The sequence below is a fragment of the Streptomyces sp. NPDC026394 genome, assembly GCF_055567735.1.
In genome coordinates, this window is the sequence record NZ_JBVHPX010000006.1 from 105,267 (window position 1) to 123,076 (window position 17,810).

Sequence of the window (17,810 nt, forward strand, 5' to 3'; positions counted from 1 at the left end):
TGGTCAGCGGGCCAGTTCGAGGTAGACGACGAGGGCGATGACGGCGGGCATGAGGCAGAAGAGGGTGAAGGCGTAGAAGTGCTTCATGACCTCCACCCCCCGACGGCCAATGCGGCCGTGAGGACCGCGGCGAGCCCGGCGGACTTGAGGAGCAGTCCCGCCCGGGTGAGCAGGCGCATCTTGGCGTCGCAGATCCGGGAGAGGCTGCGCAGTTCGGCGTCCAGCTCGGGAGCGGCGAGTGCCGCTTCCAGTTCCTCGTCACTGCAATGGGCGTAGTGGGCGAAGTAGGCGCGGCTCGCGCTGGACAGCCGGGGCAGTACCACGTCGAGCAGGATCCAGGCGGCGCCTCCGACGAGGACCGCGGTGGCGACGGCCGGGATGCCCGTGGTCCAGCCGCGGTGGACCAGGCTGCCGACGTGCTGGGCGAGCGGCCCGGCGACGATCGCCAGGGCGGCCAGCAGGATGCTGGCCTTCGTGTCGGCGCGGGAGATATCCGAGCGGACCTCGGCCATCCTCGCCTCGACGCTGCTGACGGTCGGAATAGTGGTGGTCATGACGCCTCCGATCCGGTGACCTTGATGGGCACGCCGCGGGCGTCACGGCGGTAGACGCGGGCCTCGTTGATCCGCATCTTGCGTTCGACGGCGTCCTGCAGATCCACGCCCGTCATGGCCGCAAGGCCGACGAGGAAAAGCTGGATGTCGGCGAGTTCGAGGTCGAAGCCGTCCTCGCCGCGCCGCCAGGCCGTGAAGGCCTCGCCGAGCTCGGCCATCAGGAGGCAGACCTCCCGCTCGACGTTCGTCAGGTTCAGGCCCTTGGCGACCTTGTTGGCGACCGCGGCGGCCTGGATGGCACGCAGGTCCATCACGCCCGCCTCCTCTTGGGCTGCGGGCGCATCGCCATCCACAGGCACATCACGGCGAGTGCGGCGACGAGCACCACCGAGCGGGCCGCATCGGTCTCCACGACCCAGCGGACGGTCACGAAGACGGCCTGCGTCAGCCCCGGGCAGGTCAGGAGCAGCACGAACAGCAGCGACCAGGCGACGATGGCGGCGGGACGCATCAGCGCCTCCCGCGGGTGCAGCGGCAGCGCGGGCCGTGAGCCAGGGCGCACAGGTCCTGGATGGACAGGCCGTCCAGGCTGCCCCGGTGGACCGCGGCGTTCTCGTTGTCGTCGACGCCGTCGATCTGCCAGCCGCGGGTCTCCCACACGCCGTCACGCATCCGCGTCAGCGTGCCGACCCGCCGCACCCGGCTCCGGCGCTCCTGCTGTGCCTGCTCCTCGGCCTCACGGTGCCTGGCCCACTCACGCCGGGCCATCTCGGTAAGCCGGTGCTGCTCCACCTGCCGCTCCTGCTCGGATGGCTCCCGGCTGCGCAAGTAGCGCTCCTCTTCCGTCTCGATCTCGGAGAACTTCCGTCCGCGACTGAACAGCCCCATCACGCCACCGCCATCTGCTCGGCGGCGATGCCGCGCAGCTCATCCATCAGCCGGGGCTCGCCGGGGTGGGCGGCGTCGTGCTCGATCGCGGCCAGGTAGACGCCGGTGATGGCGTCGTATCCGTCGGTCTTCAGGGCCGCCCGGAACTCGGCGATCAGGGCGGCACGGGTCTGCAGGGTCATCGGACTGGACCTTCCGGTCGATAAGTCGATACAGGTGGGTGGACGGGGCCCCGGGAAGCGAACCCGGGGCCCGCGCCGGTTACGGCTACTGGCCGTCGGCCTTCTTGATGCAGTCCCAGTACGTCTCCATCGCGAGCGTCGCGCGCTTGTCGTACTCGGCCTTCAAATCGGGGCTTGCCTGGTGCTCTGCGGCGCTCTCACGCCAGTACGCCTCCCGCCTCAGCGCCTCGGTTGCCTCGTCCCGCAGCTGCTTCTTGTTCACGATCAGTTCCTTTCGCCGGTCAGCCGGACCATCCGGCCGCCGCACCCGCACGGGGCTGCCGCACAGGACGGCGATCGGAAGGTCAGGCCGCGGCCTGCTGCGGCGTCCACGGCAGCGGCAGGTTGTCGCCGAAGGTGCGCGGGACGACATGGGCGTGTGCGTGCCGAATACTCTGGGTTGCCGCCCTGCCCTCGGAGATCAACAAGTTGAAGGGCAGGCCGGTGGCGGCGGCGTACTCGGCGGCCCGCTGGAAGACGGCGCCGGTCACCATCGGGTCCTCAGCCGGGCCGTCCACGTGCACGCGGGGGATGACGAGGGTGTGGCCGGCGGTCACCGGGTTCAGCGGTTCGATGGCGATGGCGTCCGGCCAGCGGGCCACCACGGTCGCCGGGGCCAGGCCCGCGACGATGGCGCAGAACGGGCACGGCTTCGTGGTCATGACGCCTCCTCAGTTCGGGTTGGGCGGCGGGGTGGTGGCCGGCTCGGAGCGCAGGTAGCTCGCCAGCGGGTCGGCCTTGGCGTTCAGCTCGTCGCAGATCTGGCAGAAGCGGGCCTGGAACTCGGCCGCGAGCTGGAGGGCAGCCTTCTCGGACACGTGCGGCGTCGCGAGGATGGACGGCGTGCTCATCGAGATCTCGACGGTGTCGCCGTCTCCCACCTGTTCCTCGACGGCCGCCATGTACTGGCGCAGCGCGATGAGCATCGTCATGACCGCGCCGTCAGCGGGCGACACGTTGATCCAGGGGATGCTCACGACGCCTCCCGGGACACAACCCGCAGCGCGGGACGCTGCGCACTACCGGCATCAGCGGCGCGGCGGCGCTCCAGCGCCTCTCGGCCGAGACCGGTGACCGGCGCCATCTCGCCGCTGTCGAAGTGGCCCAGCCGCAGGTTGCGCTCATCGGCGGACAGCAGGGACAGCTCGGCGTCCAGCACGCCGACGACCCGCAGGGCCAGCTCATCGGGGATCTCGAAGTAACCGGCCACCCGGCCCGCGTCCGGCCCGGACGCCTGGGTGATGGCGACGGCCACCTCCGGGTACGGGCTCGCGTCGGGCTGCAGCTGCCTGACCACCCCGATCAGGCGGAGAAGGAGACCGGCGAGCCGGTCCGCGCTCGGCACCAGCGGCGGCACCTGCGCGGCCGGACGACCCGCCATACGGGCCCGGCGCAGGACCTCGGGAGTGCGGTCGTCGTTCACGACGCCTCCCGAGCCACGATCTTGAACATGTCGCCGCGCGGGCTGTACACCACCTGGACGTCCTCCCCCGCCGCGCGCAGAGCATCGGCGTAGGCGTCGAGGATCGGGAGGGAGCGGGAAGAGCCGGCGGGGAGCTGGCGCGGGACGGACACGGCAGGAGCGGTGGGGGTCATGACGTCACCTCCGCGGGGGTGGGTGGACGGTTCAGCTCCGACTCCGGGATGCGGATCGCGCCACCGGCACGCTGCTCATCGCCAGGCTCGTAGGGCTTGCCGTGCCGCAGGGCCTTCACGTGCCCGACCTTGATCCACCTGTAGACGGTCGCGGGATGCACGTTCAGGCGCACTGCGAACTCCTTCACGCTCAGCATCAAGTCCTCCGATCGCGGGCTTCGCATCTGGGGTCAACCGTACTCGCTCGATAGGTTTTATAGCAAGGCCCTCAAGACGTGAAAGGCTGATGCGCTCCCCTCTCTTGTGACCATCAAGGGATTAAGGTGGAGGTCAGAGGTGTCACGGCAGTCTGATTCGCGGTGGCCGACTTCACCTAGGAGGTGACGAATGAGCAACAAGTGGACCGGCGAGTCGCTCCCGTATGTGACTCCGCGAGGCGCCGGCGAGACCGACGCATGGACAGCGGAGAGCGCCAGCAGCGGTGGCACTCAGCGGCTGGTCGAAGCAGGGGAAGCGTCCCCACCCTCCGAGGTGCAGCGCGCGCTCGGCCTGGGAGCTTACGAGGTGGCTGTAGTTCGGCGCCGCGTCATGAGCATCAACGGAGCACCCGTCGAACTGACCGACTCGTGGTATCCGCTGCGCGTCGCCGCCGGAACCGCGCTCGCCGAGCCACGGAAGATCCGAGGCGGAGCACCCACACTGCTTGCGCAACTCGGCTACACAACCCGGTCCGTGACCGAGGAGGTCGGAGTCCGGCCTGCCACCGACAGCGAAAGCGATCAGCTCCGTCTCGCGCGCGGCGAAGGCGTGCTCACACTGCTCCGCACCTCGCGCACATCCGATGGCAACCCCATAGAGGTATCGCTGATGGTCATGAAGGGACCTCGGCAGATCCGATACGAGATCGAGGTTGACTGACTTGCCTAAGCACAAGGACAAGCGACCGATCGCCGACAAGATCGCAGCGGACATCCGAGCCCTGATCATGGCTGGCGAATGGGAGCCGGGGAGTCAGGCGCCGAGCAACAGCGACCTGCAGGAGCAGTACGGCACGTCAAACATGACGGTGCAGCGCGCTCTCGCGATCCTCAAGGATGAGGAACTACTCGAAGGACGCTCAGGCAGCGGCGTATTCGTTCGAGAGCACGCCGCACAGACGATCATCCCTGCGTCCTACATGGCCCCCTCCGGTCCGGGCGAGCCCTATCGCTGGATCAGCGAAGCCGCCAAGCGCAACCAGGCCGCGAGCAACAGGATTTTGCGCGTAGCGGAGGTACGTCCCCCGAAGAGGGTCGCGCAAGCACTTGGGCTCGACGAGCAAGGCACTGCCGTACTGCGGTCGCGCATCGGACTGCTCGATGACGAGCCGGCGGAACTCGTCCACTCGTACTACCCCGTGGAACTCGCTAGAGGCACGCGACTGGCCGACCGCCGCAAGATTCCTGGAGGCTCCCCCACCCTGCTCGCGGAAATGGGATACCCGCCACGAGAGCAAGCCGACGAGGTTGCCGCTCGCAAGGCGACCCAGCAGGAGCATGAGCACCTGGAGCTTCCCGGCGACGCAGCTGTGCTAGAGATCTTTCGTGTCGTCTACTCCGACGACCAGCGACCAATCGAGGTCACCGAGCTGATCAAGCCCGGCCACCTCTACAAGATGGGGTATCACCTACCTCTCCACTGACCAGCAAAGAGACGCAACGCCCTCGATCAGCAGCGAGGGCGTTTTTGCGTTCCCCCGACTCGACACCTTGCTACAAATGCGATCGAGGCCTACGGTCGTCTGCAGTTGCTCTAGCGACAGCAACCGACGGGTGAAAGCCCACGCCCCCTGACTGCCTGGAGGCGTCGCTCACATGACCGAACGCGTACACCGAAACACGCCAGCCCAGGGCCGCACCGCGCTCTACCGCCTGCTCGACAGAGAGGGGCGCCTGCTGTACATCGGGGTCTCCCTCAACCCGAAGAAGCGCGTCGACTCTCACCGCTGGTGCATCTACAAGCCGTGGCGACACGAGATCGCCAGCTACACCGTCGAGTGGTACGACACCCGCGAGCAGGCCGAGTGCGCCGAGGTCGCCGCGATCAGGACCGAACTGCCGCTGCACAACCGGATGCACCACCCCGCCTACGACGACGAGCCGTGGAGCGGTTACCCCTCCACTCTCGCCACCTCCTGACCCCCGCCCATCCACCACTTCCAGCCACGTTCAGGGAGGGGGAAAGAGTGCCGAGAGCGCGGCAGAACGCGCTCAGAGTGCAAGAGGAGCACCGCCTCCCGAGAAGTCCGCAGGTCACCCTGACCTGCAGTTTGTACAGAATGAGAATCTGTCACCGCCCCCACGAGCATGTGCAACGTCTGCGAGAGCGCTAGAACTGATCCCTCACCTCTGGTGGCCGAGTATCTTCGTGAACGCGGACGGCCGGGCTTCGTCCCGTGCCTGGACACCAGTCCGCTGTCGCTGCCGACACGGAAAGACATCGTTAGGACACAAGAAGACGCAACATGACATACAGAGGGCCCTTGGCAAGGCACAGGGATCCTCCAGAGGCTAGGCGCAGCCACCGCGACGACCTTCGCCTGAGCCACTCCCAAGGGGCTGCACCCCGCCCCTTCAGAAGGGTTACGTTTTGTAGCCCTTCGCTCCGCGCGTCGGTGGTTGGGTTGTTGCAGCACAACGGCCGGGCGGTTCGCACCCACCCGGCCGCTGCTGGACCAGCGAGTTCGCAGCTCGCTGGACCGCTAGAGATCGATCCCTCGACAGGAAAGAGAGCTCTGCCATGAGCGTAGCAAGGCACGACATCCCGGCCGACTCTGCCGACACCCCCGTCCCGTTCATCCTGACCCCGGTCGCCGAGACCCTGCCGCGCCTGGCCACCACGTCGGTGCGCGGCGTCCCGGTCGTGCTCCAGTGCCCGCCCTGGTGCGCCATGGATCATGCGTCCGAGCGCCTGAATCACTTCGAGGACGTGCGCCACGAGGGCGCCCCGGTCCGCCTGTCGATGCCGCTGCATCGCGGCACGGAGACGGTGATGGTCGCCCGGCTGGTCCGGTGGCCGTTCGCGTCCGACGAGGACGGGGACCGCACGTACCTGGCGGTCGCCCCGGACGGCTCCGGGGAGGACGCGATCCTCTACCGCGAGGGTGTGCTGGCGTTCGCCGATCAGATGGAGGCGCTGGTTGCCGAGATTCGGCGTGCGGCCCCTTACGCCGATTCGGCGGCCTGACCGTCCCGGTTCGCGGCGGCGCTCCGGCGTCGCCGCCTGGCCCTGTAGGGCATCGGCGGCCGGGCCGTGGCGGGATCGGGGGAACCGGTCCCGCGGGTGGCCTGGGCCGTGCTGAGGTTGCGTGATCCAGGCAGCAGGAGGCAGTGAGTCATGGCGGTGAAGCCGTTTTCGTGCAAGTGGCCGGCGGACAATGCGAAGGGGCTGGAGGGCTTGGAAGGTTTGGCGGCCGGTCTGCGGCTGGGCGGGGTGAAGGCGGTGGTGGTGTACGACGCCGAGGATCACACCTACCAGTTGTTCATCCCGGACCGGGGGCGGGACTGCTCGGCGTGCCAGGCCCGCCTGAAGTCTCCGCCTCGCTGGTGAAGGGCAGTGCGTCCTGCTGGTAGATGCGGCGCTCGTAGCTGGCGTTGAGCTCCCACACGGCGAGGAAGATACGCGGCAGGTGTTCGGGGCGCGGGCTTCTCCCGCAGACGGGCCGGTGGGCGATGCGGCACGTCGGCGGGAGCCGGCCGCCGACCCAGTTGACAGCCCTCCCGTCGTCACAGACGACCCAGCGCTGGCCTTCGGGGATGTCGAGGGCGGGAGGGCGGATCTCGGGTTCGAGGAGGATCCAGTGTCCGTACCCGGTCGGGAAGCGTTCCTGTTCGCGCCCGCAGGCTTCGCAGACCGGCGCGGCGGGCGGGGCGGGGGCGTCGGCTCCTTCAGCTTCGGCTTGCCGGTGGTCGGTTTCGGCCCCGGCGTCGGTCCAGCAGGTGCTGCATAGCGCTTTGAAATGGTCTCCGCGCCAGGTGACGCTGTCGTCGGCGGTGCCGCATCGCCCGCAGTTGTGTGTCTCGGATGTGTCCCCCATGTCCGCAGAGTGACGGGGGCGCATCGGGGCTGCCAGGTGGCGGTTGGCCAGGTGCGCCGGAGTGTGGTGGCGTCCGGTGATACCGGGCGTGCCCCGTGCGCCGTGTTTCGGCCCGCCGGGCGTCTCACGTGGCGGCCGGAAAAACTGCCCGAGGCGCACGTCAGCCCCGGCAATGGGGCATGACATGCCGTAGGCGGCCGCGCACAGCAGCGAGCCCCCGCCGCGGCGGGGGCTTCGTCACGTCAGGGCAGGTAGGTGAGTTTGAAGCCGTAGAGGTGGCGTCTCGCGCGGTTGATCGAGTAGACGAGGACGACTTTGCCGACGCTGGCGCACCGGATGTCTTCGCCTTCGGGGTCGGTGTCGTCCCACTGCGGCCAGCCCCACGGGTTGCGCCCGGCGATGTCCAGGATGTCGCGGACGGTCTCCCGGACGTGCTCACGCACTTCGGGGGCGAGGCTGTCGATGCACGTCTGGACCTTGTGGGCCAGGAGGTGTGGCCATGGGTCGTTCACGGGCGTGGGCCGAGGATTTGTTCGCTGGGGACGCCGTCGCTGTCGTCGCAGCCGGAGGCTTTGAAGACGCGGACGGCGGGCGCGGTGGCGAGGCGGGCCTGCCAGGTGCGGATGACGCGGTGGGCGGGGGTGAGGCTGCCGGTCTCGCGGGCGTCTTCGAGGGCGTGGCGCCAGTCGCGCTCAAAGGCGGGTTCCCAGCGTTCGCGTTCGGGCGCCTGCTGGATCTGGGTGCGGATGGATGCGGCGGCGCCGGGGGGCGGGAGGGGTTCGCCGTGCGGTTCGACGGGCTGCGCGCTCATGCCGTCCTCCCAGAAGTTGACACGTGGGGACCACGCTAGCGCACCGGGCGGTGCGTCGTGGCGGCCTTGACCGCGCCCCGTAACCCGCCCGCTGGCCGCCCCGTTCTCCTCCCGTGACGGATGACGACCTGGATGCCCTGCACCTCCTCCTGGACACCGAGGACCCGCGCCTGCCGCTGGTGACGGCGGGTGAGGCGCGGGTCGCGGTGGCGCTGCTGGCGTATTACGGGCGCGGCGGTGACGAGGCGGCGCGGCTGGCGCGGCGGTGGTCGGCGAACGTGGCGCGGCGGCTCGCGGCGGGGCAGAGCCAGGCTGAGCCGGTCAGGCGGGGAGGCCGGCACCGATGAAGGTGTCACCGTCGCGGTAGACGAGGGCGATATCAAGGTCGACGAGCAGGGGCTTCATCTCGTCGTCCGGCGCCTCGGGCAAAAGAATGGCGAGCATAGGGTTCGCCGGTTCGATGTAGCGCCGGTAGTCGAAGAGCTGTCCGATGGCCATGCGCACGGCCTCTCGGCTGCTGTTGCCCTTGGCTTCGTACAGGACGTGGTCGGTGACGTCGTAGAGGTCGGTCTGCAGTGTGTACGTCTTGCCCCTGACCTTGATCTGGTGGCGCTTGAGGGCATGCCCGTGCGCCTTCAGGTAGGCCTTGAAGTCGTCGAGAAGGCGGGCTTCGCGGCGTTCGGCTTCGGTCTTGGGCTGCGCGGATCGCATGCTCTTGGTCTTCTTGTTGTTCTCCGGTTCGACCATGGTGCTGGTGGTGACGTCGGCCGGTACCAAGGTGGCCTTGGTCTTCTCGGCGGCCGGTACATCGTCCTGCCTGTCGTGATCGACGTCGCCGGCCGGGCGCAGGCGAAAGACGATGACCTTGCGGAGGTTGCCGTCGTCATCAGGGGCCTGGCGGATCACATAGGGCTGGTCGGCGTCCAGCTCGAACTCGCCAACGTAACGCTGGTACTTGGTGTCGGAGCCAGGGACCTTGCCGGCAGCCATGAAGACGCGCAGAGCGCGACCGTCATCCACGTGGCGCAGAATGGCCTTGTTGCCAGCCCCCTTGCGCCCGGTGAAGGTTTGGTCTCCTACGGTGCCCGCGCCGGTGTATTCGAAGATTGGGCCGCGGTCGTCGGGTTCGGCGAGCCACCCGTCGTAGTAGCCGTAGCGGTGCCCGGTTGTGTGGTCGGAGTAGATGAGGATGTTGGGGGTGGTCGTGGAGGGGATGATGCCGCCCTGCGGTCCGCCACCGAAGACACTCTTCATTTCGGCGCGGGTGGTGATCTGCCCGGGCTTGATCTGCGAATCGGCCATGATCGTAAGGTAGCGGTAGGCACTGACAATGCCTCCCGCTGCCTCATTCCGAATGAAGCCGCGGGCGCCGGAGGCTGTCGGCGGAGTGAGCGGGTCAGTCCGCCTGGGTCGTACCGGTCACGCCGCGGCCCGGTCGGCGAGCGGCAGCTGCAGCACTTCGCTGTGCCCGTACTGAGTCCCGCAGGTTCCGCAGCGCCGGCCGGGGGTGGTGAGGGTGACACGCAGCGGCTGCCCGCACGCGCACTGCACGGTGACCCGTCGTTCCGTTTGTTCTCCGGTGACGAGCCGCTGGGTGTGCGCGTGGAGGGCGCGGATCTCGCGGTGCAGGTCCGCGGCACCGCTGAAGCTGGCGTAGATCCACGGGGCGTTGGTGACGAGGAATCCGACCACCCCGTCGAGGGTCTGCCGCAGGTCACCCCGGAACGTCGCTGCGGGCCAGCCGAGTTCGTCACGAACGGCCGCTTCCCAGTCGGCGAGCACCGTCACCAGCCCGCCCCGGGCCCGCAGATCCAGCACGTGCAGCGAGCACGGCAGGGGCGCGCCGCGCGTTCCACTTACCCGCCCGTCGCCCCGCCCGGAGCCCGGCTCCAGCAGATCGCCGAGCTGGTCGTAGAGGCGCGGCAGCTCGCGGAGCATGGCGGTGCCGCGGTCCTGGCAGATGCGGCACGCGAGACGGTCCCACTCGCCGTCCCGCAAGCCGTACATGCAGATCGCGCACACGGGGTTGACAGCGTCGTTCATGCGGTGAACCTCCGGGTCGGGATGCCAGCGGCTTCGGCGAGGTCGGCGCAGCCGGTGGCGCCGCGGCTGTGGTCGCGGATGAAGGCGAGGCACAGGTCGGCTCCGAGGCTGACCATGTGCCGGTTGCGGATCGGCCCGGCCGAACGGCCGTGGGTCTTCCAGTCCGCGGGGTGACGCTCCTCGGTGAGGCCGATGAGGCGGTGCTGGCGGACCCACCAGGCCGCGATCGCGTCGGCGCCGCCGGGGCAGGCGCCGTGCACGATGACGGCGGGCACGTTCTGGAAGACGGCGGTTGCGAGGTTGTCGCGCACCAGGTCGTGGTCGCTCCAGTGCCGGGAGCCGGTGATGAGGATGCGGTACGGGCGAGCGGCATCGTGCATGGCGGTCTCCTTGCGGTCGTGCGGGCGGGGCAATTGGTGATCTAGTCGTGGCGCGACCGGCTGGCTGGCCGCCTGGCTGCCGCGCGAGGGGGTGAAGCGATTCCGGGACGCGCGGAGCGAGTTCGGGCGCGAGAGAGCCGCCTAGAGGCCTTCTCGGGCCTCCTGGGGGCCGACGGGAGGCTCCCGATGCGCTCCGGAGCCGTCCAGCCCGGCGATGGCGCCACGGAATCCGGCCAGCACCTCGTCGACGCCGGCGGCCCGGTCGTTCCAGGCCGTCACGGTCTCCATCGGGTGCGTGCCGATCGGGTTGTCCGGGTCGGCGACGGCCTGGCCGCCGAGGTGCACGGCCAGTGCCGCGATGGCGGCGCGCTCCTCGGGTGAGGTCTGCCGGGCGGTTGGCGGTGCGACGGCGCGGATGGCTCCTGCCGCGCACACCGCGCCGTCCGGGGTGGTCATCTGCCCTTGGCACCAGCCGTGTGCGGCGAGGTGCTCCTCGGCCCGCTGGAGGGTCCGGGCGGTGTGGGTGGTCATCAGGCGGCGCTCCTGTCGGGGTCGGGTACGGCCCGCAGGCACCTGCGGGGCCGGGGGTTGATGGCTTCTTCGAGGGCGCGGCGGTGTTCGGCTGCGCGGGGGTCGGGGCCGCGGCCAGCCGGGGCTGCCGCGGTCTTGCGGCGCTGCGGGGCGGGGGTGTCGCCGAAGGTGCCGGTCGGCAACTCCTCGGCGAGTAGGCGCTCCAGCGGGGTCACGTCTCGGCGCCTTCGCTGGAGGTGGCGAGTCGGGCTTCGAAGCAGCCCCGGCAGTTGCGGTCGCCGCAGGGCAGGTTTTCCGCGTGGGCCTGTGCGATGCGCTCCAGCTCGGCGCGGATCTCGGGACTGTCGGTGATGGCGCCTGCGATGAAGAACGCAATGCTCCAGGTGTCGACGTAGCAGTTGATCTCCTGGGCAATGAGGTGTCGCAGCCGGTCGTCGGCGGGCGGGTAGCTGCTCACGCTGCGGTCTCCTTCGCTTCGGCTGCCCGCTGGGGGTGGACGTCGCCGTCGCGCAGCGGCCGGCCGTCGAGGTGGCAGGGCACGCCGGGGGTGACCTGGCAGGCGGGGCAGCAGGCGGTTGCGCGGATCCAGGCGGTGACGCGCTGCGGGTGCGGCTCGGGCAGCAGGCGGCGCTTCGACGGGGTGGTGCACGGCCGGTGCGCGTGCGCGCCGCAGTGCGGGCAGGCGACGGCGCGGGCCGGGTGCTGGCGGGCGCGGAGCAGGTGCCGGATGGACTCGGGCATCGGCGCGGCGGGCGGGCGGTTGGTCACTGGTCCTCCTCGGTGCGGGTGTGGGCGGTGCGGCGGCAGGCGGGGCAGGTGCAGGACGGGCCGACGGCGTGCGGGTGGCGTCCGGCGTTGCGCCAGCGGCGGTAGTCGTCGAGGGCGGCGGCGCACTCGGCCGGCCCGGGCGGACGCGGCGGTGGCGCGGGCGGGCGGGTGCCGGCGGGCCAGGCGCCGGGCCGGTGTCCGGGCGGCTGCGGCTCCGCGGGGCGCGGTGTCGCGTCGCGGCGGGCCCGGCCCTCGGCGGCCTGCTGGCGCAGGAACGCCCGCAGATCGCCCTGGCGGCGCATGGCGCGGATGTCGGCCTCGTCGAAGTCCGTCACGACGCCTCCCCGTCCGCCTGCCGGGCGAGGCGGACCGCGGCCAGGCGGCGCTGCTCGATCTCCTCGGGCGTCTCGCTGCTGGCGGGATCCCCATTGGCGACGCGGCGGCGCGCCGGGTGGATGGTCTTGGACGCCTTGCCGCGCAGCGCGGTCTTGCAGGGCCGGCCGACCGGGGCCTTGCACTGCGGGCACTCGACGCCGAGCGGCCCGGCCCGGCGTACCTCGCGCACCGCCTCGTCGGCCTCGGGCACCTCACGGCCGATGCCGTCCAGCTCCCGCCGGACGGACCGGTGCGGGCCGCCGGTGAGCGCCGGGGCGGTGCCGGGGGCGGCTATGCGTCCGGAGGCGACGGCATCGAGCATGGCGCGGCGGCGGGCCAGGTACTGCGCCGGGGTTTCGTCCGGGTCACCGTCGTAGGTGAAGTTCTCCAGGCGCTCGCTGCGGATGACCTGCCGGTGGGTGCGGACGTCGTGGGGCTGGATCCACAGCCGCTGTCCGGCGTCCCTGGGCGGGGTGCCGTAGAAGCGGGCGACGGCGTCGAAGCAGTCCTGATCGAGGGGGAGATCGCGCAGGGCTGTGGCCCAGGCCCGTTTGGCGATCTCGGACGGCTGGCGGTTGTCGAAGGCAGCGCAGGCGCCGAGCAGGCGTGCGGCTTCGTCGGGAGTCACTGGTTCTCCTCTCCGGAGGCGAGGGCCAGCCACCCGGCGACGCGTGCGTCGGTGCCGGTGAGGGCTTGGCCCGAAGGCAGCTGGATGACATTGGAGGCGGTGCGCTGCTGGCGTTCGGTGGCGTACCGGTGGGAGCGGCGGATCCACTTCTGCCACTCGTCGGCCCAGTTGGTGCGCCGCTGGCCGTTGGCGCGGAAGTGGCTGACGAACTGGGCGGTCTCGTAGTCGAGGTCGACGAGGGGGGCGTAGCCGTCGCGGTGGGCCCAGCGCCGCATTCCGTCGGTGACGGTGAAGCCGTCGATGTCGATGGGGGCGTCGCCGTCAGGCGGCGTGGTGATCGCAGGCGCGTGCGCGAGGTTGTGGGTACTACCGCAACCACCCCCCTCTTCTACGGGGCTGGGGACAGGGGTAGGGGTAGGGGCAGGGGCAGGGGAATGCGCGCGTGATGCGCCCGCGCGCCCGCGCGTAGAGCCTTTCGGACCCCCCTCGGCAGGGGCTTCCGCAGGGGGTTCGGGAAGGGGGCCCGAGGGGGGTTCGGAGGGGGTTCCGCAACCCCCTCGGGACGGGTCCGGGGAGGGGGTGCCGAACGCCTCCCTGAGAGTGTCGATGTGATCGGCGATCTGTCGGCGGATCGAGGGGCCCTCGCCGCCGCGCATCCTGGTCGGCTCGTCGCTGAGATCTTCGAGCGGGATGCGGTCCATCTCGGCGAGCAGAGCAGCCTGAAGCCTCGGAGAGGAGATCTCCAGGGCGCCGGCGACCATCGCCCCCATCACCTTCGGCTGCTTCCACACCCCGTCGTTGCGGACGAAGGAGCGGATCAGCAGCTCCTCGGTGTCGTCGTCGACGACGATGAAGCGGGCCTCCTCCAGCGCCTGCAGCAGCTTCTCGACCTCGGCGGACGTCAGCCCGCGGGCCTTGCGTGACCAGCGGCGCAGCGTCAGATCGAGCAGCCCGGCATGGTTCAGGTTCGGCTGCGAGATCAGGAAGAGGTACAGCCGCTGCTCGCGCTCGTCGAGCTTCAGGAAGTCGGCGTCCTCCCAGATGCTGGTGAGGATCCTGCCGTGGCCACGTGCCATGGATGGTCTTCTTTCGGAGAGTGCTTCAGGGGCCTTGAGATGGGGAGAAGCGGGTCCTTAAAGGGGGAGGCCGCGCCGTTTGCGACATTCCAAGTGCTCGGGTTCGCCTTCGGGCCCGGGAAGACTGGCCGGCCGACCACAGAACCTGCACGGAGGAATGGGCCGCCCCATGGCGTCGACAGCGATTTCAGCCATCTGAGCGGCGGCCAATTCGGCTTCTCGCTGACGGGAATGGCCGCTGCTGCGCCCGGGCTTGGTCTTGCCGCTGTCAGGCGTGCCACGTGACGGCAGGGCCAGGCCTGCTGCGCTCAAGTAGTCGAGGTACTGGGCATGCGACTGGCGGTCCGTCCAGAAGAACTTGGGGGCTCGGATCACATTGGCGTTGGTCACAGGCATGTACGCGCCGATCGGGGCGCCTCGCAGGACGTCGTCGAGTTGGCCGGCTGTGACCTGACCGCGCGCATGCGGTTTCCCGCATCCGCTGAACTTTCGGTCCGGACACTCGTGCCCATCGCGGGCGGTGCAGATGTATATCTCGATGCGGTAAATTCCGCCTCGGAATTCGTGCCGGTAGTTGAGGTTCTCGATCACCTTGGGAGGCAAGCCGCCATCAGTGCGCAAGATTGGCACAAGCCCCCGGACCTTGTCGCTGTTGGCGTGCCACATCACGGTGCGTCCGGCCGCCTCGGCTCGACGGGACCGCTCGGGAGCGCTGTATCGGCCAGTGGCGCTAAACGGCGAGTGCTGGTGCTCGTAGGCGATGGTCAGGGTGCCCGTGAGCAGCACGTCGGCCCGCGTCTGCCGATTGGGCGCCACGGCTTCCCTGCGCGGGTTGTAGCCCTCAGCGTCACCGATCGCGAACGCCCGGTTGTTGTAGGCGCGGTGTTCTGCCGTCTCGACAGGTTCATAGTCGTGATCAGGCCGCGTCTCTCCCGGTTGGTGGCTGTTGACTCGAGTGCCGCGGGATGTGTTGTAGGTCTTTAGCCACTGCACCTCGCGATACAGCTCCCAGCATTTGGCGCACTGCACGAGCCGGGTTTTGGTCGAGTTGGCGTTGCGGCTGCGCAGCTCCTCCCACTCGCGGTCGGGAAGAGTAGCGGCATCGACGATCCCCTTGGCGTTGCGGTAGGCATAGGAGCGCAAGGATTCGTCCGTGACGATGATCTGGTTGTTCAGCATGTCCGCGACTCCTCGTAGTTGGACCGTCTTCGGCGGCTCGTGCGGCATGGTCAGGTTCGAGCGCGACGAGTCGTGACGGCGTTGCTGTCGCACTCGACGCCCGTGTCCTTAATGTCCAAGCGGCGGGCTGCCAGGGACAGGTCGCCCGGCCCGACAAACAGCTCGCTCACGCCGCCTCCCGCTGCTGCATGCGCCACCGCTGGCGGGGTGTGGTGCCGCCGCGGACACCGGCGCGCTCCCGGAAGTGCTGTCCGCGCTCCTCGGTCATGGCGGCGTCGAGGCACGGCTGACGCACGGGGCAGGTGGCGCAGACCCGCTTGGCCTGGTGGACGTCGGCGTCGGTGTATTTCTCGGGCGAGAAGGTCTCGGGGTCGGTCTGCGCACAGAGCGCTTCGTCGCGCCAGGTGTCGGCCCTCATGCCGCAGCCTGCCGTTCGGTGACGCGCTGCTGCTTGTAGTGGCGGTTGCAGAGGCCGCGGGACTTAGCGACGTTGGTGCAGTCGCGTCGGGTGCAGGTCTTGAGGTGGGTGAGACGGGCGTCGTGCTTCCAGCGGGTGATGCGACGCGTGTAGGTGCCGAGCTTGGCGGCGATGGCCTTCTCGCTGAGGCCGAGGCGCGTCATGACGAGGGCGGCCTCGCGCAGTTCGTCTGCGGTGAGGTCGATGGCGGGGGCTTGGCCGCGTGCGACGAGTTCGACGGCGATCCAGTCGACGGTCGGTGTGCTGGTCTTGGCCGGCGGTGTCCAGGTGGTCGGCGTCTGGTCGAAGTGGCGGCTGGCGGTCAGCGTGCGCGTGCTCATTTCTCCCCCTGTTCGGTGGCCCAGATCTGTTCGCAGACGGAAAGCGCGTGCTCGTCGCTGCCGGGCCGGGTGTCGTCGTCGGCGGGGTCGTCGAGGGGTTCGTGGCCGACGAGGAACGGCGTCTCGGGCCCGGCCTGGCGGCGGGCGACGCGGGCCGCGGCGGCTTCCATGCGCCGCAGCAGGGCCTCTTGGCGGCGGATGCCGGTCCAGCTGTGTACGGCGTAGGCGAGGAGCGTGAACCCGGCGGCGGCCAGCAGCAGGACGACGTTCGTGGCGCTCATGCGGCCGCCCTCGCCTGCTTGGCGCGGGCGGCGCGCGTCTCTGCGATGACCAGGCCCTTGGCCGACAGCCGCCACACCGCAATCGGATGCCCGTGGGTGGCCGGGGAGGTGGACGGCACGTACTGGCGGGTGTGCTCGATCACGCCCCCTTGCCGCAGGCCGTTGATGGCCGCGCCGAGGAAGCCGTGCGACAGCTCGGGCAGCACCTCGCGCAGGTCGTTCGCGGAGAAGGTGTCGCGGGACAGGCCGTAGGCGAACACGGCCTGCTGCACGAGGAAGTGGTCCCACGACGAGGCGCGGGCGACGATGTCGGTGAGGCGGGCGTCCCGGTCCGTGGCGGCCAGACGCTCAGCCGTGGTGAGGTTCTTAGTCATCGCCGGGGCTCCTCTGCGGGGATGGTGACCAGGGATGACCACCAGGTGAGTCGGTTCTCCGGGTTGTCGGGGCCGAGGCGGCGCGAGAAGTCGGCGCCGGCGCGGACCACGTACTCGTAGCTGCCGTCCGGGTAGGGGCCCTTGGAGGCGAGGACCGTGGCGGTGGCGGCTCGGGCCCACTGCTGTCCGGCGTGGCGAACCCGCGTGCTGCGGGGAAGCGGGTGTGTCATGGCGTGTGCTACTCCTTGGGGTAGCGGCGCCCCGCCTGATGGCCGCAGGCGGGGACGGCCGCGGGTTACGGGGTGGCGTCGACAACTTCGGCTTCGTAGGCGCCGTCTTCGTCCGGTCCGGCGGCCTCGGTCTTGAGGCGGTCGGCGATGACCTTGAGGCGCTTGACCAGTTCGTCGTCGAGGTGGCCGGCGGCGTGCGCCCTGCGGTACACGTCGCCCACGTCGTCCGGGGTGAGCGCGGCCTCGGCCTCGGCGAGGTAGTCAGGCCGAGGGGCTTCGATCGCGGCGACCACCTGCCCGGCCCCGGAGGGGTCGAGGGCGACCGCGGCCGTCATCGGCCCGGCGAGCGCCTGCCGGGGTGTGACCCCGCGCAGTTCCACCACGACGACCGGGAACTTCTTGGTCTGGCCGTCGCGGACGACCTGCCGGGGCTCGATGCGCAGCGTGACCGGCACGAAGCCTTGGCCGTCGGTTCCGGCGAGGACGATGTCGACCATGGCGCCCCACTCGGACGCGGCGTAGAAGCTGTGCGTCTCGGCCCGCCACATGCCCATGCCGGACAGGTCGGGCAGCATCACGTTCAGGCGGGAGGTGGCGGAGCAGACGACGCCCTTCTTCTGCTGGTGCCAGTCCTCGCCGAACCGCGCGGCGCACAGGCACGGCCGGCGGGAGAGCAGTTCGGTCTCGCCGTCGCAGCGGCGCTGGCAGCCGCTCTTGGACCACAGCTCGTTGTACTGGTTGAGCGGATCGCCCGGGGTGATCAGTGCTTCGACGGAGGCGGCCTCGGTGATGACGCGCCACTGGGGGATCGAGGAGTTGAGCGGGGTCCACTGCTCGGCCTCGCCGCCCCACAGCCCGGCGGCGGTGCGGACATGTTCCTCGGAGTGGGAGGTGACGACCCAGGTGGCGGAGCGGACCGGTTTGCCGCCCTGGGTGTAGCCGGTGCGCAGCCGTCCGTGTTCGGCGGCGCGGCGCTGGATGTTGAGGAGTCGGGAGCCCATG

General features: G+C 70.0%; 36 protein-coding genes. 5 read left to right on the forward strand and 31 right to left on the reverse strand.

All coding sequences use genetic code 11. The annotated features are described in order from the left end of the window. Positions 1–83: 83 nt before the first annotated feature. From ACZ4QV_RS16505 to ACZ4QV_RS16555, 11 genes are all read right to left on the reverse strand, one after another. Positions 84–554 carry a Pycsar system effector family protein gene (locus ACZ4QV_RS16505; protein ID WP_467763014.1) on the reverse strand — a complete coding sequence of 157 codons (471 nt, stop codon included), beginning with the start codon at positions 552–554 and terminating at the stop codon, positions 84–86. After that, a complete protein-coding gene (locus ACZ4QV_RS16510) occupies positions 551–868 on the reverse strand; it encodes a nucleoside triphosphate pyrophosphohydrolase family protein (RefSeq protein WP_467763015.1) in 318 nt (105 codons plus the stop codon). Before ACZ4QV_RS16510 ends, ACZ4QV_RS16505 begins: the two co-directional genes overlap by 4 nt. Then, positions 865–1,065, reverse strand: coding sequence for a hypothetical protein (locus ACZ4QV_RS16515; protein ID WP_467763016.1), 201 nt, complete (start codon positions 1,063–1,065; stop codon positions 865–867). The genes ACZ4QV_RS16510 and ACZ4QV_RS16515 overlap by 4 nt, the downstream gene beginning before the upstream one ends. Next, positions 1,065–1,442 carry a hypothetical protein gene (locus ACZ4QV_RS16520; protein ID WP_467763017.1) on the reverse strand — a complete coding sequence of 126 codons (378 nt, stop codon included), beginning with the start codon at positions 1,440–1,442 and terminating at the stop codon, positions 1,065–1,067. Before ACZ4QV_RS16520 ends, ACZ4QV_RS16515 begins: the two co-directional genes overlap by 1 nt. Beyond that, positions 1,442–1,624, reverse strand: a complete 183-nt coding sequence (locus ACZ4QV_RS16525; protein ID WP_467763018.1) for a hypothetical protein — start codon at positions 1,622–1,624, stop codon at positions 1,442–1,444. Before ACZ4QV_RS16525 ends, ACZ4QV_RS16520 begins: the two co-directional genes overlap by 1 nt. Before the next feature lie 85 nt (positions 1,625–1,709). Further along, positions 1,710–1,886, reverse strand: coding sequence for a hypothetical protein (locus ACZ4QV_RS16530; RefSeq protein ID WP_467763019.1), 177 nt, complete (start codon positions 1,884–1,886; stop codon positions 1,710–1,712). An 82-nt stretch (positions 1,887–1,968) separates the two neighbouring features. After that, the gene (locus ACZ4QV_RS16535) at positions 1,969–2,325 is read right to left on the reverse strand and encodes an HIT family protein (RefSeq protein WP_467763020.1); all 357 of its coding nucleotides are present in this window, start codon (positions 2,323–2,325) and stop codon (positions 1,969–1,971) included. Positions 2,326–2,334: 9 nt separating this feature from the next. Further along, positions 2,335–2,640 carry a hypothetical protein gene (locus ACZ4QV_RS16540; protein ID WP_467763021.1) on the reverse strand — a complete coding sequence of 102 codons (306 nt, stop codon included), beginning with the start codon at positions 2,638–2,640 and terminating at the stop codon, positions 2,335–2,337. After that, positions 2,637–3,086 carry a hypothetical protein gene (locus tag ACZ4QV_RS16545; RefSeq protein ID WP_467763022.1) on the reverse strand — a complete coding sequence of 150 codons (450 nt, stop codon included), beginning with the start codon at positions 3,084–3,086 and terminating at the stop codon, positions 2,637–2,639. Before ACZ4QV_RS16545 ends, ACZ4QV_RS16540 begins: the two co-directional genes overlap by 4 nt. After that, entirely contained in the window at positions 3,083–3,259 is a 177-nt protein-coding gene (locus ACZ4QV_RS16550; protein WP_467763023.1) for a hypothetical protein, read from the reverse strand. The genes ACZ4QV_RS16545 and ACZ4QV_RS16550 overlap by 4 nt, the downstream gene beginning before the upstream one ends. Continuing rightward, complete coding sequence (locus ACZ4QV_RS16555; protein WP_467763024.1) at positions 3,256–3,456, reverse strand: helix-turn-helix domain-containing protein; 201 nt, start codon at positions 3,454–3,456, stop codon at positions 3,256–3,258. The genes ACZ4QV_RS16550 and ACZ4QV_RS16555 overlap by 4 nt, the downstream gene beginning before the upstream one ends. Before the next feature lie 190 nt (positions 3,457–3,646). Here ACZ4QV_RS16555 and ACZ4QV_RS16560 point away from each other — a divergent pair, with 190 nt between their 5' ends. From ACZ4QV_RS16560 to ACZ4QV_RS16575, 4 genes are all read left to right on the forward strand, one after another. Continuing rightward, positions 3,647–4,177 (forward strand): UTRA domain-containing protein, encoded by a 531-nt coding sequence (locus ACZ4QV_RS16560; RefSeq protein ID WP_467763025.1) that lies wholly within the window; start codon positions 3,647–3,649, stop codon positions 4,175–4,177. A gap of 1 nt (position 4,178) precedes the next feature. After that, positions 4,179–4,940, forward strand: coding sequence for a GntR family transcriptional regulator (locus ACZ4QV_RS16565; protein WP_467763026.1), 762 nt, complete (start codon positions 4,179–4,181; stop codon positions 4,938–4,940). A gap of 172 nt (positions 4,941–5,112) precedes the next feature. Continuing rightward, complete coding sequence (locus tag ACZ4QV_RS16570; protein ID WP_467763027.1) at positions 5,113–5,436, forward strand: GIY-YIG nuclease family protein; 324 nt, start codon at positions 5,113–5,115, stop codon at positions 5,434–5,436. 601 nt (positions 5,437–6,037) lie between these two features. Beyond that, a complete protein-coding gene (locus tag ACZ4QV_RS16575) occupies positions 6,038–6,484 on the forward strand; it encodes a DUF6907 domain-containing protein (protein ID WP_467763028.1) in 447 nt (148 codons plus the stop codon). A gap of 295 nt (positions 6,485–6,779) precedes the next feature. Here ACZ4QV_RS16575 and ACZ4QV_RS16580 read toward each other — a convergent pair whose 3' ends face one another. The 3 genes from ACZ4QV_RS16580 to ACZ4QV_RS16590 all read right to left on the reverse strand — a co-directional run bounded on the left by ACZ4QV_RS16580 (position 6,780) and on the right by ACZ4QV_RS16590 (position 8,145). Beyond that, a complete protein-coding gene (locus tag ACZ4QV_RS16580; protein WP_467763029.1) occupies positions 6,780–7,334 on the reverse strand; it encodes a DUF6083 domain-containing protein in 555 nt (184 codons plus the stop codon). A gap of 242 nt (positions 7,335–7,576) precedes the next feature. Beyond that, positions 7,577–7,846 (reverse strand): hypothetical protein, encoded by a 270-nt coding sequence (locus ACZ4QV_RS16585; protein ID WP_361877770.1) that lies wholly within the window; start codon positions 7,844–7,846, stop codon positions 7,577–7,579. Continuing rightward, positions 7,843–8,145, reverse strand: a complete 303-nt coding sequence (locus tag ACZ4QV_RS16590) for a DUF6247 family protein (protein WP_361877767.1) — start codon at positions 8,143–8,145, stop codon at positions 7,843–7,845. The genes ACZ4QV_RS16585 and ACZ4QV_RS16590 overlap by 4 nt, the downstream gene beginning before the upstream one ends. Before the next feature lie 113 nt (positions 8,146–8,258). On the opposite strand from ACZ4QV_RS16590, the gene ACZ4QV_RS16595 reads away from it, so the two are divergent. Continuing rightward, the gene (locus ACZ4QV_RS16595) at positions 8,259–8,492 is read left to right on the forward strand and encodes a hypothetical protein (RefSeq protein ID WP_467763030.1); all 234 of its coding nucleotides are present in this window, start codon (positions 8,259–8,261) and stop codon (positions 8,490–8,492) included. Here the strand turns inward: ACZ4QV_RS16595 and ACZ4QV_RS16600 are convergent. The 17 genes from ACZ4QV_RS16600 to ACZ4QV_RS16680 form a co-directional block, all read right to left on the reverse strand. Next, positions 8,467–9,447, reverse strand: coding sequence for an SRA domain-containing endonuclease (locus ACZ4QV_RS16600; RefSeq protein WP_467763031.1), 981 nt, complete (start codon positions 9,445–9,447; stop codon positions 8,467–8,469). The two genes, ACZ4QV_RS16595 and ACZ4QV_RS16600, sit on opposite strands and share 26 nt — an antisense overlap. Before the next feature lie 117 nt (positions 9,448–9,564). Continuing rightward, positions 9,565–10,188, reverse strand: a complete 624-nt coding sequence (locus tag ACZ4QV_RS16605) for a hypothetical protein (RefSeq protein WP_467763032.1) — start codon at positions 10,186–10,188, stop codon at positions 9,565–9,567. After that, on the reverse strand, positions 10,185–10,568 hold the full coding sequence (locus tag ACZ4QV_RS16610) for a DUF2493 domain-containing protein (RefSeq protein ID WP_467763033.1): 384 nt from the start codon (positions 10,566–10,568) through the stop codon (positions 10,185–10,187). The genes ACZ4QV_RS16605 and ACZ4QV_RS16610 overlap by 4 nt, the downstream gene beginning before the upstream one ends. Positions 10,569–10,709: 141 nt before the next feature. After that, a complete protein-coding gene (locus ACZ4QV_RS16615; RefSeq protein WP_467763034.1) occupies positions 10,710–11,099 on the reverse strand; it encodes a DUF6197 family protein in 390 nt (129 codons plus the stop codon). Further along, a complete protein-coding gene (locus ACZ4QV_RS16620) occupies positions 11,099–11,314 on the reverse strand; it encodes a hypothetical protein (protein ID WP_467763035.1) in 216 nt (71 codons plus the stop codon). Before ACZ4QV_RS16620 ends, ACZ4QV_RS16615 begins: the two co-directional genes overlap by 1 nt. Then, positions 11,311–11,556 carry a hypothetical protein gene (locus ACZ4QV_RS16625; RefSeq protein ID WP_467763036.1) on the reverse strand — a complete coding sequence of 82 codons (246 nt, stop codon included), beginning with the start codon at positions 11,554–11,556 and terminating at the stop codon, positions 11,311–11,313. The genes ACZ4QV_RS16620 and ACZ4QV_RS16625 overlap by 4 nt, the downstream gene beginning before the upstream one ends. Further along, on the reverse strand, positions 11,553–11,867 hold the full coding sequence (locus ACZ4QV_RS16630) for a zinc finger domain-containing protein (RefSeq protein WP_467763037.1): 315 nt from the start codon (positions 11,865–11,867) through the stop codon (positions 11,553–11,555). The genes ACZ4QV_RS16625 and ACZ4QV_RS16630 overlap by 4 nt, the downstream gene beginning before the upstream one ends. Beyond that, on the reverse strand, positions 11,864–12,202 hold the full coding sequence (locus ACZ4QV_RS16635) for a hypothetical protein (protein ID WP_467763038.1): 339 nt from the start codon (positions 12,200–12,202) through the stop codon (positions 11,864–11,866). The genes ACZ4QV_RS16630 and ACZ4QV_RS16635 overlap by 4 nt, the downstream gene beginning before the upstream one ends. Then, complete coding sequence (locus ACZ4QV_RS16640; RefSeq protein WP_467763039.1) at positions 12,199–12,870, reverse strand: zinc finger domain-containing protein; 672 nt, start codon at positions 12,868–12,870, stop codon at positions 12,199–12,201. The genes ACZ4QV_RS16635 and ACZ4QV_RS16640 overlap by 4 nt, the downstream gene beginning before the upstream one ends. Beyond that, positions 12,867–13,946, reverse strand: coding sequence for a hypothetical protein (locus ACZ4QV_RS16645; protein WP_467763040.1), 1,080 nt, complete (start codon positions 13,944–13,946; stop codon positions 12,867–12,869). Before ACZ4QV_RS16645 ends, ACZ4QV_RS16640 begins: the two co-directional genes overlap by 4 nt. Positions 13,947–14,003: 57 nt before the next feature. Next, a complete protein-coding gene (locus ACZ4QV_RS16650) occupies positions 14,004–15,125 on the reverse strand; it encodes a hypothetical protein (protein ID WP_467763041.1) in 1,122 nt (373 codons plus the stop codon). A 166-nt stretch (positions 15,126–15,291) separates the two neighbouring features. Next, a complete protein-coding gene (locus ACZ4QV_RS16655; RefSeq protein WP_467763042.1) occupies positions 15,292–15,543 on the reverse strand; it encodes a WhiB family transcriptional regulator in 252 nt (83 codons plus the stop codon). Next, a complete protein-coding gene (locus ACZ4QV_RS16660) occupies positions 15,540–15,923 on the reverse strand; it encodes a hypothetical protein (protein ID WP_467763043.1) in 384 nt (127 codons plus the stop codon). The genes ACZ4QV_RS16655 and ACZ4QV_RS16660 overlap by 4 nt, the downstream gene beginning before the upstream one ends. Next, entirely contained in the window at positions 15,920–16,204 is a 285-nt protein-coding gene (locus tag ACZ4QV_RS16665; RefSeq protein ID WP_467763044.1) for a hypothetical protein, read from the reverse strand. The genes ACZ4QV_RS16660 and ACZ4QV_RS16665 overlap by 4 nt, the downstream gene beginning before the upstream one ends. Next, entirely contained in the window at positions 16,201–16,578 is a 378-nt protein-coding gene (locus ACZ4QV_RS16670; protein ID WP_467763045.1) for a hypothetical protein, read from the reverse strand. The genes ACZ4QV_RS16665 and ACZ4QV_RS16670 overlap by 4 nt, the downstream gene beginning before the upstream one ends. Further along, positions 16,575–16,808 (reverse strand): hypothetical protein, encoded by a 234-nt coding sequence (locus ACZ4QV_RS16675; RefSeq protein ID WP_467763046.1) that lies wholly within the window; start codon positions 16,806–16,808, stop codon positions 16,575–16,577. The genes ACZ4QV_RS16670 and ACZ4QV_RS16675 overlap by 4 nt, the downstream gene beginning before the upstream one ends. A gap of 65 nt (positions 16,809–16,873) precedes the next feature. Beyond that, entirely contained in the window at positions 16,874–17,809 is a 936-nt protein-coding gene (locus ACZ4QV_RS16680) for a recombination directionality factor (protein WP_467763047.1), read from the reverse strand. Position 17,810 lies beyond the last annotated feature (1 nt).

What these genes read in the sequence shown, in the direction of transcription:
- ACZ4QV_RS16505 (WP_467763014.1), bottom strand. Translation starts at nt 554, where the DNA reads ATGACCACCACTATTCCGACCGTCAGCAGCGTCGAGGCGAGGATGGCC.
- ACZ4QV_RS16515 (WP_467763016.1), bottom strand. Translation starts at nt 1,065, where the DNA reads ATGCGTCCCGCCGCCATCGTCGCCTGGTCGCTGCTGTTCGTGCTGCTC.
- ACZ4QV_RS16520 (WP_467763017.1), bottom strand. Translation starts at nt 1,442, where the DNA reads ATGGGGCTGTTCAGTCGCGGACGGAAGTTCTCCGAGATCGAGACGGAA.
- ACZ4QV_RS16525 (WP_467763018.1), bottom strand. Translation starts at nt 1,624, where the DNA reads ATGACCCTGCAGACCCGTGCCGCCCTGATCGCCGAGTTCCGGGCGGCC.
- ACZ4QV_RS16535 (WP_467763020.1), bottom strand. Translation starts at nt 2,325, where the DNA reads ATGACCACGAAGCCGTGCCCGTTCTGCGCCATCGTCGCGGGCCTGGCC.
- ACZ4QV_RS16550 (WP_467763023.1), bottom strand. Translation starts at nt 3,259, where the DNA reads ATGACCCCCACCGCTCCTGCCGTGTCCGTCCCGCGCCAGCTCCCCGCC.
- ACZ4QV_RS16555 (WP_467763024.1), bottom strand. Translation starts at nt 3,456, where the DNA reads ATGCTGAGCGTGAAGGAGTTCGCAGTGCGCCTGAACGTGCATCCCGCG.
- ACZ4QV_RS16560 (WP_467763025.1), top strand. Translation starts at nt 3,647, where the DNA reads ATGAGCAACAAGTGGACCGGCGAGTCGCTCCCGTATGTGACTCCGCGA.
- ACZ4QV_RS16570 (WP_467763027.1), top strand. Translation starts at nt 5,113, where the DNA reads ATGACCGAACGCGTACACCGAAACACGCCAGCCCAGGGCCGCACCGCG.
- ACZ4QV_RS16575 (WP_467763028.1), top strand. Translation starts at nt 6,038, where the DNA reads ATGAGCGTAGCAAGGCACGACATCCCGGCCGACTCTGCCGACACCCCC.
- ACZ4QV_RS16580 (WP_467763029.1), bottom strand. Translation starts at nt 7,334, where the DNA reads ATGGGGGACACATCCGAGACACACAACTGCGGGCGATGCGGCACCGCC.
- ACZ4QV_RS16590 (WP_361877767.1), bottom strand. Translation starts at nt 8,145, where the DNA reads ATGAGCGCGCAGCCCGTCGAACCGCACGGCGAACCCCTCCCGCCCCCC.
- ACZ4QV_RS16600 (WP_467763031.1), bottom strand. Translation starts at nt 9,447, where the DNA reads ATGGCCGATTCGCAGATCAAGCCCGGGCAGATCACCACCCGCGCCGAA.
- ACZ4QV_RS16605 (WP_467763032.1), bottom strand. Translation starts at nt 10,188, where the DNA reads ATGAACGACGCTGTCAACCCCGTGTGCGCGATCTGCATGTACGGCTTG.
- ACZ4QV_RS16610 (WP_467763033.1), bottom strand. Translation starts at nt 10,568, where the DNA reads ATGCACGATGCCGCTCGCCCGTACCGCATCCTCATCACCGGCTCCCGG.
- ACZ4QV_RS16615 (WP_467763034.1), bottom strand. Translation starts at nt 11,099, where the DNA reads ATGACCACCCACACCGCCCGGACCCTCCAGCGGGCCGAGGAGCACCTC.
- ACZ4QV_RS16645 (WP_467763040.1), bottom strand. Translation starts at nt 13,946, where the DNA reads ATGGCACGTGGCCACGGCAGGATCCTCACCAGCATCTGGGAGGACGCC.
- ACZ4QV_RS16650 (WP_467763041.1), bottom strand. Translation starts at nt 15,125, where the DNA reads ATGCTGAACAACCAGATCATCGTCACGGACGAATCCTTGCGCTCCTAT.
- ACZ4QV_RS16655 (WP_467763042.1), bottom strand. Translation starts at nt 15,543, where the DNA reads ATGAGGGCCGACACCTGGCGCGACGAAGCGCTCTGTGCGCAGACCGAC.
- ACZ4QV_RS16660 (WP_467763043.1), bottom strand. Translation starts at nt 15,923, where the DNA reads ATGAGCACGCGCACGCTGACCGCCAGCCGCCACTTCGACCAGACGCCG.
- ACZ4QV_RS16665 (WP_467763044.1), bottom strand. Translation starts at nt 16,204, where the DNA reads ATGAGCGCCACGAACGTCGTCCTGCTGCTGGCCGCCGCCGGGTTCACG.
- ACZ4QV_RS16670 (WP_467763045.1), bottom strand. Translation starts at nt 16,578, where the DNA reads ATGACTAAGAACCTCACCACGGCTGAGCGTCTGGCCGCCACGGACCGG.
- ACZ4QV_RS16675 (WP_467763046.1), bottom strand. Translation starts at nt 16,808, where the DNA reads ATGACACACCCGCTTCCCCGCAGCACGCGGGTTCGCCACGCCGGACAG.
- ACZ4QV_RS16680 (WP_467763047.1), bottom strand. Translation starts at nt 17,809, where the DNA reads ATGGGCTCCCGACTCCTCAACATCCAGCGCCGCGCCGCCGAACACGGA.